Origin of the sequence: Proteus sp. LHD240705 (genome assembly GCF_047921555.1) — a bacterium.
Taxonomy (GTDB): Bacteria; Pseudomonadota; Gammaproteobacteria; order Enterobacterales; family Enterobacteriaceae; genus Proteus.
The window spans coordinates 332,513-348,742 of sequence record NZ_JBLRMI010000002.1; the positions used below are offsets into that span (position 1 = coordinate 332,513).

Genomic DNA, 16,230 nt, shown 5'->3' on the forward strand with positions numbered 1-16,230 from the left:
TAATTGAATAAGAAGAATAACTAAGTGAGGTTGACTGATGACAGATAAGCGCAAAGATAGCTCAGGGAAGCTTCTGTATTGCTCTTTCTGCGGTAAAAGCCAGCATGAAGTAAAAAAATTGATCGCTGGTCCGTCGGTTTATATCTGTGATGAATGTGTCGATCTTTGTGTTGATATCATTCGTGAGGAAATAAAAGAACTGGCGCCTCATCATGAACGCAGTGAATTGCCAACGCCACATGAAATCCGTAAGCACCTTGATGACTATGTTATCGGTCAGGAATTGGCTAAAAAAGTTTTGGCTGTTGCCGTTTATAACCACTATAAACGTCTGCGTAATGGCGATAAAGCCAATGGTGTTGAGCTGGGAAAAAGTAATATTTTGCTGATTGGTCCTACTGGTAGCGGTAAAACGTTATTAGCAGAAACATTAGCACGCTACCTTGATGTTCCTTTTACTATGGCAGATGCCACAACGCTGACAGAAGCGGGTTATGTGGGTGAAGATGTTGAAAACATCATTCAAAAACTGCTACAAAAATGCGATTACGATGTGCAAAAAGCACAACGTGGTATTGTTTATATTGATGAAATTGACAAGATCACCCGTAAATCTGAAAACCCATCAATCACTCGTGATGTGTCTGGTGAAGGTGTACAGCAAGCATTATTGAAATTAGTTGAAGGCACTGTGGCTTCTGTGCCTCCTCAAGGCGGGCGTAAGCACCCACAACAAGAGTTTTTACAAGTTGATACTTCTAAAATCCTCTTTATTTGTGGTGGTGCATTTGCTGGGCTCGATAAAGTTGTCGCACAACGTTTAAATACACATTCAGGTATCGGTTTTGGTGCAGAAGTTAAAAGCCAAAAAGAGAAAGCTAGCGAAGGTGAATTATTAGCTCAAGTTGAGCCAGAGGATCTGATTAAATTTGGTCTTATCCCTGAATTTATTGGTCGTTTACCTGTTGTTGCAACACTCGGCGAATTAAACGAAGAAGCATTAATCCAAATCTTACAAGAACCTAAGAATGCACTGACTAAGCAATATCAGGCATTATTTAAATTAGAAGGTGTAGATTTAGAATTTCGTAAGGAAGCGCTGACTGCGATTGCGAAAAAAGCCATGGTACGTAAAACAGGTGCGCGTGGTTTACGTTCGATTGTTGAAGCAGCATTACTTGATACGATGTATGACCTTCCTTCATTTGAAAATGCAGAAAAAGTGGTCATTGATGAAGGCGTTATTAATGGAAAATCTGAGCCACTGATTATTTATAGTCAGCTAGAAAACCAAGCGTCTGGTGAATAATACATCGTAATTTGGCAATGTCTCTTGTCTGACATTATCTAGTTTTCTCTCAAAATAAGAGGGAAATTTAAGATAAGGCGCGCCAACGCAATAAAAATGAGGGAATTTTCCCTCATTTTGTTTTTTTAATGGGTAAGGCTATTGAATGTCAGAAAAGTGCCCTTATATATTTTGACAATCCGTGGAATTAATTTTATTTGGTGACATGCGAATAAAATTACCTGTAAAAGCGTTAAGCTAAAAACGAAGAGAGAGCTCTATGAATCCTGAGCGTCCAGAACGTATTGAAATACCTGTATTGCCATTACGTGATGTCGTTGTATATCCGCATATGGTGATCCCGTTGTTCGTTGGTCGTGAAAAATCTATTCATTGCTTAGAAGCTGCGATGAACGACAACAAACAAATTATGCTGGTTGCGCAGAAAGATGCATCTACTGACGAACCAGGTGTTAATGATCTTTTTTCTGTTGGTACAGTTGCGTCTGTTTTACAGATGCTAAAACTGCCTGATGGAACAGTGAAAGTGCTTGTTGAAGGTATTCGTCGTGCCAAAATTACGACGTTATCTGACAATGGTGAATACTTTCAGGCGAAAGCAGAATACCTTGAAACGCCAGCCGTTGATGAGCGCGAACAGGAAGTCTTAAATCGTACAACGATTAATCAGTTTGAAGGTTATATCAAGCTGAATAAAAAAATTCCGCCAGAGGTATTGACCTCATTACATGCTATCGAAGAATCAGCGAAATTAGCAGACACCATTGCTTCTCATATGCCGCTGAAATTAAAAGATAAGCAAGCTGTACTTGAAATGTCTGATGTCACAGAACGCCTTGAATATTTAATGGCAATGATGGAATCAGAAATCGATCTGCTACAAGTTGAAAAACGCATTCGTAACCGCGTTAAAAAGCAGATGGAAAAGAGTCAGCGTGAGTATTATCTCAATGAACAAATGAAAGCTATTCAAAAAGAATTAGGTGAGATGGATGATGCACCTGATGAAATGGAATCGCTGAAACGTAAAATCGACGCTGCTAAAATGCCAAAAGAGGCAAAAGAAAAGACAGAAGCGGAACTTCAGAAATTAAAAATGATGTCGCCAATGTCAGCAGAAGCCACGGTTGTGCGTAGCTATATTGATTGGATGGTTCAAGTTCCTTGGAATAGCCGTAGCAAAGTTAAAAAAGACTTAGTGAAAGCACAAGAAGTTCTTGATACTGACCATTACGGTTTAGAACGTGTTAAAGAGCGTATCCTTGAATATCTCGCGGTACAGTCTCGTGTTAGCAAAATTAAAGGGCCAATCCTGTGTTTAGTAGGGCCTCCAGGTGTGGGTAAAACCTCGCTGGGTCAATCTATTGCTAAAGCAACTGGCCGTAAATATGTTCGTATGGCGTTAGGTGGTGTGCGTGATGAAGCTGAAATCCGTGGTCACCGTCGTACTTACATCGGTTCTATGCCAGGCAAATTAATTCAGAAAATGGCGAAAGTTGGCGTTAAAAACCCTCTTTTCCTGTTAGATGAAATTGATAAAATGTCATCAGACATGCGAGGCGATCCGGCTTCTGCACTGTTAGAGGTGTTAGATCCAGAACAAAACATCGCATTTAACGACCATTATCTGGAAGTTGATTACGATCTGTCTGATGTGATGTTCGTGGCGACATCTAACTCCATGAATATACCGGCACCGTTGTTAGATCGTATGGAAGTTATTCGTTTATCAGGTTATACCGAAGACGAAAAACTGAATATTGCTAAGCAACATTTGTTACCAAAACAGATTGAACGTAATGCGTTAAAACCAAGTGAGCTGACAATCCATGACAGCGCAATTATGGGCATTATTCGTTATTACACGCGTGAAGCGGGTGTACGTAGTTTAGAGCGTGAAATTTCTAAATTATGCCGTAAAGCAGTAAAACAACTGCTAATGGATAGCACAATCAAACATATTGAGATTAACGAAGATAATCTCAAAGACTACTTAGGTGTTCGTAAAGTTGATTACGGTCGTGCTGACACAGAAAACCGAGTAGGGATGGTAACAGGACTTGCATGGACAGAAGTTGGTGGTGATTTACTGACTATTGAAACAGCAAGTGTACCAGGTAAGGGTAAGCTGACATTCACCGGCTCTTTAGGTGAAGTAATGCAAGAGTCTATTCAAGCGGCAATGACGGTAGTTCGTGCTCGTGCGGATAAACTTGGTATTAATAGCGATTTCTATGAAAAACGTGATATACACGTACACGTTCCTGAAGGCGCAACACCAAAAGATGGTCCAAGTGCAGGTATCGCAATGTGCACTGCATTGGTATCAAGCCTAACAGGTAATCCTGTGCGTTCTGATGTTGCAATGACGGGCGAAATTACGTTACGCGGACATGTCTTGCCAATTGGCGGACTGAAAGAAAAGTTACTTGCTGCACATCGTGGTGGAATTAAGACAGTTCTTATCCCTGATGAAAATAAACGTGATTTAGAAGAAATTCCTGAAAATATTGTTGCTGACCTGGATATTCACCCGGTGAAAACAATTGAGGAAGTTTTATCGCTAGCCCTGCAAAACTCGCCGTTTGGCATGGAAGTTGTGACTGATAAATCACACTAAAGAGTGATATTAGTCATAAATAATAGCTAAAAAAAAGGCTGGATAAGTAATAAAAGCTTGCCAGCCTTTTTTTGTGTCGCTAATTTAATGGGGATTTTAATTAAAAATGCTGTTTTATCGGTCTTGCTATATCTAAAAAGGCTTGATATAACGACGTTTGCAAAATTTGCCATTAATGGTGAAAAATAACGCATAAAATTATGGGGATGAAAGCGTGAATAAAACTCAACTGATCGACAAAATTGCTGCAAATGCAGATATCTCAAAAGCGGCAGCAGGTCGTGTTGTAGATGCTCTGGTTGCTTCTATCACTGAATCTTTACAAAAAGGTGATGATGTAGCATTAGTAGGTTTCGGTACTTTCACTGTACGTGATCGTGCAGCTCGTACAGGCCGTAACCCACAAACAGGTAAAGAAATTCAAATTGAAGCTGCAAAAGTTCCTGCATTCCGTGCAGGTAAAGGCTTAAAAGACGCAGTTAATCAATAATAGTTGAACTTATTTTCTGCCAATTTGTTATTAGCTTAACGTTATGGGTAAACAGAAAACGACTCAATTAAAAAATGAAGCGCATCTTTTTGAGATGCGCTTTTCTTTTTTAGGTTATAAATCACGATTAAACCTTGTATTCTCTGGCGATAAGACGTGAAACTGAAGTAGTCATTTGATAGAATGACGCGTTGTTCTATAACTGAAATAGACAACAATGAATGATTCAGTGGTGAGTTAAATGGTTATCGTAATCAATGAATCAAATAATGCTGTTTAGTTTTTTCTTAGTTATAGAAAGTGCGTGTTAAGACTGCGCATTAATACGGGACTGGCTGTTTTTAATGATTGTCGCGTGTCGTGACATTTTGATATTAAGCCAGCATGGGCATATTATCTTTTCGCTGTGCTCAAAATAGTCGTGTAACACCCATAAAAAATAATTTTTATTTCACCAAACGGAGCCTCGTCTCGTTATGATGGACAACATTCGTTCCACTGCTAATAATCCATTTATAAAGATATTATTAGCTGTGATCATCCTCTCCTTCGTCCTAACTGGTGTGGGCGGATATCTCTTTAGTTCAGGCGTTAATGATGCAGCTGAAGTTAACGGATATAAAATTAGCCGTTCTCAATTAGAGCAAACTTATCAGCAACGTCGTGCTCAATTACAACAAGATATGGGTGAAAATTTTGCTGCTCTTGCTTCATCAGAAGAAGGTCAGAAACTTATTCGCCAACAAGCGCTTGATTTACTGATCAACCAAGCATTACTTGATCAATTTGCACAAAATCTGGGTATTTCAGCCGGTGATCAGCAAATTAGAGATGCTATTTTTGCACTTCCTTACTTTCAAACTGACGGCAAATTTGACAATAAAAAATATGTCGATTTATTGAAAGGCAATAATATTGATGCAGATGCTTTTGCAGAAGGTATTCGTCAAAACCTTATTAATCAGCAATTAAAATTTTCTATCCAAGGTACGGATTTTGCCTTAGATAGCGAAGTTAAAGAATTTGCGGGATTAATGCTACAAAGCCGTAATGTACGTTTAGCATCATTAGACATTCAGCCATTCCTTGAAAAAGAAACGGCATCTGATGAAGAAGTGAAAGCGTTCTATGAGCAAAATAACCAAATGTTCATCGCGCCAGAGCAATTTAAAATTAGCTATATCCAATTAAATGCTCAAAAAGATTTTAATAAGATCAACATTACTGATGAAGAAGCAAAGGCTTACTACGATAGTAATATTGATGAGTTCACGGCAGCAGGACAGAAACAGTACAGCATCTTAGTCTTAGCTGATGAAGCAGCAGCTAAAGCGGCAGAAGACGAGCTGAAAAAAGGTGCTGATTTTGTTTCGTTAGTGAAAGAAAAATCTATTGATAGTTTCTCTAAGAAACAAAATGGTTCTTTAGGTTGGATAACTATTGGACAAGAGTTACCAGAGCTTGCTAATGCAAGTTTGACAGAAAAAGGTCAAATCTCTGAACCTGTTAAAATCAGCAATGGCTACGCAATTTTCCGCCTTGATGATGTCAAACAATCTGTTGTAAAACCATTTGATGAAGTGAAAACAGATTTACTGGCAAAAATGCGTGAAAACAAAGCAATTGATGATTTCTTCGCATTACAACAAAAAGTGAGCCAAGCTGCATCTAATGACAACGACACATTAGCTCCTGCTGCAAATGCGGGCAACGTGACCGTGGTTAATACTGATTGGTTTGATGAAAATACGGTTCCTGCACCATTAAATAATGAAAAACTCACCCAGTTAATTTTTGGTGGTTCATTAGTGGATGAAAATGGCCCAACAGGCATGAATTCAGACATGGTGACGTTAGGTAATGATAGTGCATTTATCGTGCGTGTAGAAGGTTACAAGCCTTCAGCAACCCAACCATTAGACAAAGTACGTGATCAAGTTGTTATGCTGGTTAAACAGCAAAAAGCATCGCAAGCAATGAATGCAGAAGCCCAAAAACTTTTAGCTGCATTAAAAGAAGGTAAAGGCGAAGAAGCACTGAAAGCTGCTAACATTTCGTTTGGTAGTGAAGAAAGCATTGTTCACTCATCTGCAACAGATGTAGTACAAACCGCGATTTTCTCTATGCCAAAGCCAGCTGAAGGCAAAAAAGAGTATGGTATGACTAATGTACCAGGTACTAAAGTTGTCCTTATTCAATTAGATAGCGTAACAGACGGCAAACCAACATCTGAACAGTTAGAGTTTATGACTAATCTCTATCGTGCTCAGATGGGCGAAGAAGCGTTACAACTCATATTACGTGACCTAAAAGATAACGCTAAAATTGAAATTTTTGATAAAGATTATCAATAATCGAATTTGAGTTATTGCATTGAAAACCCAGCATAAAGCTGGGTTTTTTTATGGTTACTATTCTTGATCATTGAAGTAAATGCTTCGCTTTTCGAAAAATTCATATTTGAGAGCAAGCCCGACAATTTCTTGTAATGTTTCTTTTATTCATTTTTATTTTTCCTGCCTTCTCGTAGTTCTCTTTTTATACAATTGATGATTTATCAGTATATTGGCATTCTTTTTCTGCATTCAGAAATCTCTGTTTGCTATTGAATTTAAAATTATTGAATAAAAGGAAATTATGATTATGAAAATGGATAAAAAAATGTTGTCAGGTTTTATGGCTTCTATCTGTCTTGCCTTGGGATTAGGGCTTTCTCCTTTCTCTTATGCAGAAGAAACACCAGCTTCAACACCAACAGTTTCTATTGAAACTCACTCATCTGTTGCTCGTGATGCTAAAGAAAACAAAGCCAGTGCAGAAGGTAAAGTTAATTTAAATACAGCAACAGTAGATGAACTAATGGGATTAAAAGGGATCGGAAAAGCGAAAGCGCAAGCCATTATTGATTACCGCGAACAGTTAGGGCGTTTTACCTCTATTAATGAACTTGAAAAAGTTTTTGGAATTGGTATGAAGTTAGTTGATCAAAATCGTGATTTTATCGTTATTAATTAAGGTATTCATTCTTATACGATGTTGAGTATAAGTGATAGCAGAAACGTGAATACTGATTGAAAATCTCCGTGTTTCTCTTTGATTTTTATTTTGATAAGAGAAACACGTTTTCTTAGCGTTTTCTTTGTTAAAAGAAAACAAGATAAACCTATATCAGAAATTACTAAATTTATTTTCTTGGCTATATTTATGGTATCGCAAAAAAACTTTATAAAAAGTTTATTAGAATAATCAAGAGGTAATAAATTGATATGAGTACGTTAATTAAAGTTTATGGCTTTCATTTAGATGTTTTTGAACATGTGAATAATGCGCGTTACCTTGAGTTTTTAGAACAAGCTCGATGGGATTGGATTGAGCAACATTTAGATTTTGATTGGTTTAAGCGCAATGGCTTGGCATTAGTGGTTGCTAATATCAATATCAATTATCGCTTACCTGCAAGTTTAGGTGATGAGCTACTTATTGATTGTGATGTTGCTGAAGTGGGAATTAAAAGTGGCGTACTTTCTCAAAAGATTGTGAGAAAAAAAGACGGTGCGCTTATCTCTGATGCATTAATTACTTTTGTTCTTGTTGATATCAATACCAAAAAAGCACTGACATTAACAGAACAGTTAAGAGAGAAGCTTGAATATGTACGCCAATCTTCCTAATACACAAAGAGAGTATTAGAGAGCTCTTATTAAATGCTTTCAGGCTAATCTAAGATAATTTAATGCAGTGATAATGTTTGATGAATTATCACTGCATAAGTGAATAGAATGGCAGGCAGCAGTGATAATTAATAAGGTAATTCCAATGATTATTTAAGACCCACTTTCTGTTTCATTGTCTGCATAATTGGTGTTTTATCGGCTAAGTAGGTGTTTAATCCGCGTTGTCTTAAATGACAAGCTGCGCATTCACCACAGCCATCCCCCTGAATACCGTTATAGCAAGTTAAAGTTTCATGACGAACGAAATCTAACTTTTTATAGTAATCAGCGAGAGCCCACGTTTCGGCTTTATCTAGCCACATTAATGGCGTGATAAATTGAATATCACGAGCAATACCTAAGCTGACAGCATGATTCAGAGCTTTTACAAATTCATCACGACAATCAGGGTAACCAGAAAAATCTGTCTCACAAACACCAGTGATGACACTATCTGCACCAATTTGATAAGCGTAAATTGCAGCCAAAGTGAGGAAAAGGATATTTCTACCTGGTACGAAGGTACTAGGAATATCACTTTCTTCACTTTCTTTGAAATCAGGAACAGGAATATTGTCTCGAGTTAAGCTACTGATGGCGAGTTCGTTGAGTAAACTTACATCTAAAACTTTATGAGCGGTTGCACCTAGTAATTGACTAACTTTTTGTGCTACCTCAATTTCTTCTTTATGGCGTTGCCCATAATTAAATGTAATGCAATGTACTTCATCGTACTCTTCCAACGCTTGAATAAGGCAGGTTGTCGAATCTTGTCCACCACTAAAGACAACGACCGTTTTTTTCATCAGAATACTCCTGAATATTGAATTTCTATAAGGATTAGTACGCATAAAAGTACATATATTATGGCAATTTATTACCGATTTATCATTAGATGATTACTCTTATAGTAAGGGGCAGGTTATCATTATTTTTTGTAGGGGCATATTTTGAAGGAGTATCTATGTTAGATAAGATTGACCGTAAACTATTAGCGCTGTTACAGGAAGATTCAAGCCTCTCACTGAATACTTTGGCTGAGGCTGTTAACCTAACCTCAACACCTTGCTGGAAACGATTGAAAAGACTAGAGGATGAAGGGTATATTCGTAAGCGCGTTGCGCTGCTTGATAGTGAAAAAATCGGGCTAGGTCTAACAGTTATTGTTATGATTAGAACACAGCAACATAATAGCGAATGGTACGAACAGTTTGTTTCATTTGTTAAGCAAATGCCAGAAGTACTGACATTCTATCGAATGGCGGGTGAGTGTGATTATCTAATGCATGTTGAAGTAGTAGACATGAAAAGTTACGACCTATTTTATAAGCGTATGGTTAATGGCGTACCGGGTCTTATTGATGTGACTTCTAACTTCGCAATGGAAAAAATTAAATACACAACGGCAATGCCGATACCTGAATAAGGTTCATCTTTACCAACTGGCACTTTTATTTTTTGTATAACCTTAGGATTTAAGGCGTGGCTCTATTTTCACAGCTCAGTTGGTATTTTCTCAGTGAATGGCGTCGTTATGTAGGTGCCATTTTCTTATTGATGGTTATCGCAGTATTACAGGTGATCCCTCCAAAGATTGTTGGGATCATTGTGGATGGTGTCGATAACCATAGTCTGACGTTTAGCCAAGTGATCAACTGGATTGGCGTGATGGTATTAATTGCCCTCGCGGTTTATCTTTTACGTTATTTTTGGCGTCTTTGGTTATTTGGTGCATCTTATCAATTAGCAATAAAACTTCGGATGCAAATTTATCAACAACTTAATCAACAATCTTCTTCATTTTATCATCGTTATCGCACAGGCGATTTAATTGCACGTACCACCAATGATGTTGATAAAGTGGTTTTTGCTGCGGGTGAAGGTGTACTGACCTTAGTGGACTCTATGGTTATGGGGCTTGCTGTGCTTGTCATGATGAGTATTCAGTTAAGTTGGGAACTGACGCTGATTTCATTATTACCTATGCCAATCATGGCAATTTTGATTAAGCGATATGGCGATAAATTACATAGTCGCTTTAAAACCGCACAGGCACTTTTCTCTTCACTTAATAATCAAGCACAAGAAAGCTTGAGTAGTATTCGTATGATCAAATCATTCGGACTAGAGCAACAGCATGCCTCCCGTTTTGATGATGTGGCAAAAGAAACTGGACGACAAAATATGCGCGTTGCAAGAATTGATGCGCTATTTGATCCTACTATTTTTATGGCTATTGGTTTTGCTAATTTACTCGCTGTTGCTGGTGGCAGCTATTTTGTTATTAATGGCAGAATGACATTGGGTGAATTAACCAGCTTTGTGATGTATTTGGGGCAAATGATCTGGCCAATGCTGGCTTTAGCATGGATGTTCAATATTGTTGAGCGTGGCAGTGCTGCTTATAGTCGAATTAATAGTTTATTGGATGAAAAACTCGATATGGTTGATGGTGAATTATCACCAAAGCAAGGTCGAGGAGTCTTATCTGTTAATATCAAACATTTCCAATATCCCGAACAAACGACACAAACACTGAAAAACATTCATTTCACATTATCACCGGGTGAAATGCTAGGTATTTGTGGTGTGACAGGAAGTGGTAAAAGTACATTACTTAGTGCCATTCAACGACTTTACGATGTCACTGAAGGTGAAATTTGTTTTCAATCAGTTCCTATTTATCAATTGAAACTAGATGAATGGCGAGCACGATTGGCTGTTGTTAATCAAACCCCCTTCTTATTTTCAGACACCATCGCGGGAAATATTGCCTTAGGTCGTCCTGATGCGACAAAAGAAGAAATAGAGTCTGTTGCGAAATTGGCAAATATTCACGAGGATATTTTACGCTTACCTGAAGGGTATCAAACACAGGTAGGTGAAAAAGGTGTGATGTTATCTGGTGGACAAAAACAGCGTATTTCTATTGCCCGAGCACTATTATTGGATGCCGAAATTTTATTATTAGATGACGCATTATCTGCTGTTGATGGACAAACTGAATATCAAATCCTACAAAATTTGTCACAATGGCGAAAAGATAGAACATTAATTATCAGCGCTCATCGCTTATCTGCATTAGTTGGTGCTACGAATATCTTAGTCTTAAAACAAGGTGAGATTATAGAGCAAGGTACACATCAGCAATTAATTTCAATACCAGGTTGGTATCAAGATATGTACCATTATCAGCAATTAGAGGCCGCGCTGGATGACGATGAATAAAAATAAATCCGTTAAAGCGCTATTGCCTACATTAAAGCGTCTTTTGACTTATGGTAAAACCTACCGAAAATCAATGGCATGGGGTGTCATTATGTTGTGGGTAGCCGCCGTTGCAGAAGTGGGGGGACCATTAATTGTTGGCTATTTTATTGATGCAAAAGTTGCCACGAATAATGTGGAATTAATGTCATCATTAGGTCTAGCATTGGCTTTTATTCTTTTGCAGGTGATCGCCGCTACACTTCACTATTATCAGGCCATTGTGTTTAATCATGCCGCTGTTGGGGTTGTACAACAATTACGTACTGATGTAATGAGTGCGGCTCTAAAACAGCCATTAAGTGCTTTTGATAATCAGCCTGTGGGGCAGTTAATTTCTCGTGTAACAAATGATACAGAGACGATTAAAGATTTGTTCGTGAACGTTTTGCCGACATTATTCCGAGCAATTGCTTTAGTGGTTGTAATGCTGATAGCTATGTTTTTATTAGAATGGCAAATGGCGCTTGTTGCAATGATGATATTTCCTGCGGTGATAGGTGTGATGATGCTTTATCAGCGACTAAGCACGCCAATAGTTCGCAATGTGCGCCACTTTTTAGCCAATATAAATGATGGTTTCCACGAAGTTATCAATGGCATGTCAGTTATTCAGCAATTTAGGCAGCAAGCTCGATTTGGTGAAAGAATGTCAGATGACAGTTGGCAACATTACCAAGCACGTATGAAAGCGTTAAAACTGGATGGTCTGTTATTACGTCCTTTATTAAGTATGCTCTCTGCGTTGGTTCTGTGTGGCTTATTAATGTTGTTTGGGTATCAGGGCAGTGCAGTTATTGGTGTTGGGGTTATTTATGCGTTTATTAGTTATTTAGGTCGATTAAATGAACCCTTGATCACATTGACATCTCAGCAATCGATTTTGCAACAGGCGGTAGTCTCTGGTGAGCGTGTTTTTGAACTGATGGATGCGCCTTTACAGCACTACGGTTCATCATCACATTCCATCACTCAAGGTAATATCGATGTTAACTCTCTTTGGTTTGCGTATCGTGATGAGCAATGGGTATTAAAAGATATCAATTTAACTATTCCTGCTCGTCATTTTGTCGCATTCGTTGGGCATACAGGGAGTGGCAAAAGCACTCTAGCAAGTTTATTAATGGGAAATTACCCTTGGCAAAAAGGAAATATCCATTTAGATGGGCAACCTTTAGAGGACTATTCTCATACTGCATTACGCAGTGGTATTGCAATGGTGCAGCAAGATCCCGTTTTATTATCAGGTTCACTGCATGACAACATTACGTTAGGGCGTGAATGTGATGAGTCACATTTATGGCAGGTATTAGAAACAGTTCAACTTGATCAATGGGCTAAAGCCTTACCTGAAGGACTACAAACAGAACTCGGTGAGCAAGGTAGCCGCTTATCCGCTGGACAAAAACAATTACTTGCATTGGCGCGTGTATTATTAATACCTCCTCGTATTCTTATTTTGGACGAGGCAACAGCAAATATTGATTCAGGAACAGAACAAGCCATACAGAAGGCGTTAAAAGTAGTTAGGGAAAAAACAACACTGATTGTTATTGCTCATCGACTTTCCACTATTATTGAAGCCAATGAGATTGTGGTGCTTCATCGTGGTGCAATTGTTGAACAGGGTGATCATGCTAAGTTACTTTCACAAAAAGGTCGATATTATAATATGTATCAATTACAGCAAGTCAGAGAGTCTTTACAAGAACAAGAACCTGTTGAAGTAGAATAATAACCTTAAATAAAAAATATAATTTTAGAGGGCACATCATCTTTATGTATGTGTCTTTTTTTATTTCCTCATTATCTCGCTTTTATCAAAATAGCAGCCGTATTTTTGCACCAACTCGGTGAGTTTTTTCATTTTAACTATTTCAATAATTAAATTTCTATTTAAATATCAATTGATTAAATAATGGCATGCCTTTTGCTTTTCTATATTTGCTTGGTTCTTTCAAATATCGACGAGGTTTATATGAAATATATCATCGCCATTATTAAGCCATTTAAATTAGAAGAGGTAAGAGAGTCGCTTTCTGAGTTAGGTATAAAGGGAATGACAATCAGTGAAGTAAAAGGTTATGGACGACAAAAAGGGCATGCAGAGCTTTATAGAGGCGCAGAATACGAAGTTAATTTTCTCCCCAAAGTAAAAATAGAACTCGCTATTTGCGATGAGCAACTTGAGTCAGTTATGCAAGTGATTATGCAAGCGACTGATACAGGGAAGGTAGGAGATGGAAAAATTTTTGTTTTGGAATTATTGCAGGCAGTCCGTATTCGTACTGGCGAGTCTGGTGATGAAGCACTTTAAAGGAGATATTCGATGAAACGCTTACTTTCTTTGTTATTAATGTTAGTGCTTACACACTTTTCTTCATCTGTATTTGCGACTGAAACAGTGATTGTTGATAAAGCTGATAATGGTTTTATGTTGATATGTACTGCTTTGGTCTTTTTTATGACTATACCTGGTATTGCTCTGTTCTATGGCGGCTTATTAAGAGGGAAAAACGTACTTTCTTTGATCACGCAAGTGATGATGATCTTCAGTGTTGTAGTTATTCTTTGGGTTATATTTGGCTACAGTCTGGCATTTACCGCAGGTAATAAAATTTGGGGTGGGTGGTCACTTACTTTTTTGAATAACGTATCACTAGATTCACTCTCTGGTTCAATTAATCAGTATGTACATATTGCTTTTCAAGGATCTTTTGCTGTTATCACTGTTGCATTGATTGTTGGTGCATTAGGTGAGCGAGTCCGTTTTTCCGCACTGCTTATTTTCACGGTTATTTGGTTTACGTTTTCTTATATCCCTATTGCGCATATGGTATGGGGAGAAGGTGGTTGGTTAATCGATGATGGTGCATTAGATTTTGCAGGGGGAACTGTCGTGCATATTAATGCGGCTATTGCGGCTCTTGTTGGTGCTTACTTACTTGGTAAGCGACGTGATAGTCAGCATACAGCGCTTAAACCTCATAATTTACCAATGGTCTTCACAGGCACCGCGGTACTCTATATTGGTTGGTTTGGTTTTAATGCAGGCTCTGCTGGTAGTGCAAATGCGATTGCGGCTTTAGCATTTCTAAATACAGTAATTGCAACCGCAGGCGCTGTACTTTCTTGGACGGCATCAGAATGGATCACCAGAGGAAAACCTTCCATGCTAGGGAGTTGTTCTGGTTGTATTGCTGGATTAGTGGCGATTACACCTGCTGCTGGCACGGTCGGAGTGATGGGGGCTTTATTTATCGGTGTAATGGGGGGCATTATCGGGCTTTGGGGCGTTGTTGTTTTAAAGCGCTGGCTAAAAGCGGATGATGTTTGTGATGTTTTCGGTATCCACGGTACTTGTGGTATTGCAGGTTGCTTATTAACCGGGGTGTTTACGGCTTCATTCTTAGGTGGAGTGGGATATAGCGATGGTATGACACTCAGTAAACAAGTTTTAATTCAATTAATGAGTGTTGTGATCACCGTGATTTGGTCTGGTGTTGTCGCTTATATAAGTTTTAAAATCGCTGATAAGCTGGTGGGTTTACGTGTTTCAGAAGAGGAAGAGCATGATGGATTAGATTTAACAACTCATGGTGAAAGAGCTTATCAACAATAATTGTCTATTCCCCCTCGTTTGAGGGGGGAATATGCCAAGATATTATTTTGAATGTTTAGTACGTTTTTGGCGAATAACCCCTTCTTGAACAGAAGACGCTACTAGTTGACCATTTGTATTAAAGAATTTACCTCTCACAAATCCTCTACCGCCTGATGCTGAAGGGCTTTCAATTACATAAAGTAACCAATCATCTACACGGAATGGGCGATGAAACCACATAGAATGGTCAATCGTAGCGACCTGCAGACTTGTATCCATAAAACCTAAGCCATAAGGTTGGAGAGCGGTTGGTAAAAAATCAAAATCAGAAACATAACCAAGCAAGTATTGATGCAAGAAAGGATCTGATGGCATTTCACCACGACTACGATACCAAACATAGCGTTCAGCAGGCGCTTTAGAGTAGCCAAAAGGGCTAAAATATTGCACTGGACGCGCTTCAAAAGGTGTTTCTCGTAGTGCTAAAGATTTAATCGGCTCGGGTAATTTGGGTGCTAATTTCTTTAAAATCTCATGTTGTGAGATAAGTTCATTTGGAAAAGGAACATCAGGCATTATATCTTGATGTTCAAAACCTTCTTCAAATTCTTGAAAAGAAACGGTCATATAAAAAATAGGTTTGCCATGCTGAATAGCGCTGACTCTACGAGTACTAAATGAACCGCCATCACGGATAAATTCCACATCATAAACAATAGGCTTATGGCTATCACCAGGACGTAAAAAGTAGCTATGAAATGAGTTGATATAGCGGTTATCTGCAATAGTCTGTTTTGCAGCGTATAGTGCTTGTCCTACAACTTGCCCACCAAAAACTTGAGGTAATCCTAGATCTTCGCTTTGACCTCTAAATAGACCTTCTTCTATTTTTTCAAGTGCCATCAAATTGATGAGATCTTTCAATGCTTGACTCATAGTGTACCTGTATCATTAGATCTGGTTATTTTTTATAAAGTTGATTATATACAATCCTAAGAAGATAAAAAATAATCTCCCTTTTTATCTTAGATAGCAATTTAATGATAAATAAACAGAGTTGATGAGATTATGGTTTACCCACTTATTGAATACTCTCTGATGAATTTATGGGAGGCAAAAAGAGCGTTAAAGGCAATTGAATAATCAGCGAGTGTAGATTTGGGTAATTAATCATCACTTAGGCTCACTTTCCTTGCTATTTGGATCAGTTTAAAACATAATGCGTGA

The 16,230-nt window shown here is 38.2% G+C and carries 13 protein-coding genes; 11 read left to right on the forward strand and 2 right to left on the reverse strand.

From position 1 onward, the window contains the following. The first annotated feature begins 37 nt into the window (after nt 1-37). From clpX to ACNART_RS04895, 6 genes are all read left to right on the forward strand, one after another. A complete protein-coding gene (clpX, locus tag ACNART_RS04870) occupies nt 38-1,309 on the forward strand; it encodes an ATP-dependent protease ATP-binding subunit ClpX (RefSeq protein ID WP_023580862.1) in 1,272 nt (423 codons plus the stop codon). A gap of 259 nt (nt 1,310-1,568) precedes the next feature. Continuing rightward, on the forward strand, nt 1,569-3,929 hold the full coding sequence (gene lon, locus ACNART_RS04875) for an endopeptidase La (RefSeq protein ID WP_198619358.1): 2,361 nt from the start codon (nt 1,569-1,571) through the stop codon (nt 3,927-3,929). Nucleotides 3,930-4,143: 214 nt separating this feature from the next. After that, entirely contained in the window at nt 4,144-4,419 is a 276-nt protein-coding gene (hupB, locus tag ACNART_RS04880; RefSeq protein ID WP_036911695.1) for a nucleoid-associated protein HU-beta, read from the forward strand. A gap of 476 nt (nt 4,420-4,895) precedes the next feature. Further along, nucleotides 4,896-6,773, forward strand: coding sequence for a peptidylprolyl isomerase (gene ppiD, locus ACNART_RS04885; RefSeq protein ID WP_198619359.1), 1,878 nt, complete (start codon nt 4,896-4,898; stop codon nt 6,771-6,773). A gap of 289 nt (nt 6,774-7,062) precedes the next feature. Beyond that, nucleotides 7,063-7,434, forward strand: coding sequence for a ComEA family DNA-binding protein (locus ACNART_RS04890; RefSeq protein ID WP_416303451.1), 372 nt, complete (start codon nt 7,063-7,065; stop codon nt 7,432-7,434). A gap of 251 nt (nt 7,435-7,685) precedes the next feature. Then, nucleotides 7,686-8,090, forward strand: coding sequence for an acyl-CoA thioesterase (locus tag ACNART_RS04895; RefSeq protein WP_099074223.1), 405 nt, complete (start codon nt 7,686-7,688; stop codon nt 8,088-8,090). 149 nt (nt 8,091-8,239) lie between these two features. On the opposite strand, the gene queC is transcribed toward ACNART_RS04895, so the two are convergent. Further along, complete coding sequence (queC, locus tag ACNART_RS04900; protein WP_416303452.1) at nt 8,240-8,938, reverse strand: 7-cyano-7-deazaguanine synthase QueC; 699 nt, start codon at nt 8,936-8,938, stop codon at nt 8,240-8,242. Nucleotides 8,939-9,096: 158 nt separating this feature from the next. Here queC and ACNART_RS04905 point away from each other — a divergent pair, with 158 nt between their 5' ends. The 5 genes from ACNART_RS04905 (at nt 9,097) to amtB (ending at nt 15,021) form a co-directional block, all read left to right on the forward strand. Next, entirely contained in the window at nt 9,097-9,558 is a 462-nt protein-coding gene (locus tag ACNART_RS04905) for an Lrp/AsnC family transcriptional regulator (protein ID WP_036911686.1), read from the forward strand. Nucleotides 9,559-9,614: 56 nt separating this feature from the next. Further along, entirely contained in the window at nt 9,615-11,360 is a 1,746-nt protein-coding gene (locus ACNART_RS04910) for a SmdA family multidrug ABC transporter permease/ATP-binding protein (protein WP_198626019.1), read from the forward strand. Then, nucleotides 11,347-13,134 (forward strand): SmdB family multidrug efflux ABC transporter permease/ATP-binding protein, encoded by a 1,788-nt coding sequence (locus ACNART_RS04915; RefSeq protein ID WP_269812633.1) that lies wholly within the window; start codon nt 11,347-11,349, stop codon nt 13,132-13,134. Before ACNART_RS04910 ends, ACNART_RS04915 begins: the two co-directional genes overlap by 14 nt. A 243-nt stretch (nt 13,135-13,377) precedes the next feature. After that, nucleotides 13,378-13,716: a P-II family nitrogen regulator gene (gene glnK, locus ACNART_RS04920; protein ID WP_198626021.1), complete on the forward strand. Its 339-nt coding sequence runs from the start codon at nt 13,378-13,380 to the stop codon at nt 13,714-13,716. A 12-nt stretch (nt 13,717-13,728) separates the two neighbouring features. After that, nucleotides 13,729-15,021: an ammonium transporter AmtB gene (gene amtB / locus ACNART_RS04925; RefSeq protein WP_198619364.1), complete on the forward strand. Its 1,293-nt coding sequence runs from the start codon at nt 13,729-13,731 to the stop codon at nt 15,019-15,021. A gap of 42 nt (nt 15,022-15,063) precedes the next feature. Here the strand turns inward: amtB and tesB are convergent, their stop codons facing one another. Continuing rightward, nucleotides 15,064-15,939: an acyl-CoA thioesterase II gene (tesB, locus tag ACNART_RS04930; RefSeq protein WP_100159258.1), complete on the reverse strand. Its 876-nt coding sequence runs from the start codon at nt 15,937-15,939 to the stop codon at nt 15,064-15,066. Nucleotides 15,940-16,230 lie beyond the last annotated feature (291 nt).

Excerpts from the sequence above, each read along its gene's own strand:
- clpX (WP_023580862.1), top strand. The coding sequence starts at position 38 with ATGACAGATAAGCGCAAAGATAGCTCAGGGAAGCTTCTGTATTGCTCT.
- lon (WP_198619358.1), top strand. The coding sequence starts at position 1,569 with ATGAATCCTGAGCGTCCAGAACGTATTGAAATACCTGTATTGCCATTA.
- queC (WP_416303452.1), bottom strand. The coding sequence starts at position 8,938 with ATGAAAAAAACGGTCGTTGTCTTTAGTGGTGGACAAGATTCGACAACC.
- ACNART_RS04890 (WP_416303451.1), top strand. The coding sequence starts at position 7,063 with ATGAAAATGGATAAAAAAATGTTGTCAGGTTTTATGGCTTCTATCTGT.
- tesB (WP_100159258.1), bottom strand. The coding sequence starts at position 15,939 with ATGAGTCAAGCATTGAAAGATCTCATCAATTTGATGGCACTTGAAAAA.
- ppiD (WP_198619359.1), top strand. The coding sequence starts at position 4,896 with ATGATGGACAACATTCGTTCCACTGCTAATAATCCATTTATAAAGATA.
- ACNART_RS04915 (WP_269812633.1), top strand. The coding sequence starts at position 11,347 with ATGACGATGAATAAAAATAAATCCGTTAAAGCGCTATTGCCTACATTA.
- amtB (WP_198619364.1), top strand. The coding sequence starts at position 13,729 with ATGAAACGCTTACTTTCTTTGTTATTAATGTTAGTGCTTACACACTTT.
- glnK (WP_198626021.1), top strand. The coding sequence starts at position 13,378 with ATGAAATATATCATCGCCATTATTAAGCCATTTAAATTAGAAGAGGTA.
- ACNART_RS04905 (WP_036911686.1), top strand. The coding sequence starts at position 9,097 with ATGTTAGATAAGATTGACCGTAAACTATTAGCGCTGTTACAGGAAGAT.
- ACNART_RS04895 (WP_099074223.1), top strand. The coding sequence starts at position 7,686 with ATGAGTACGTTAATTAAAGTTTATGGCTTTCATTTAGATGTTTTTGAA.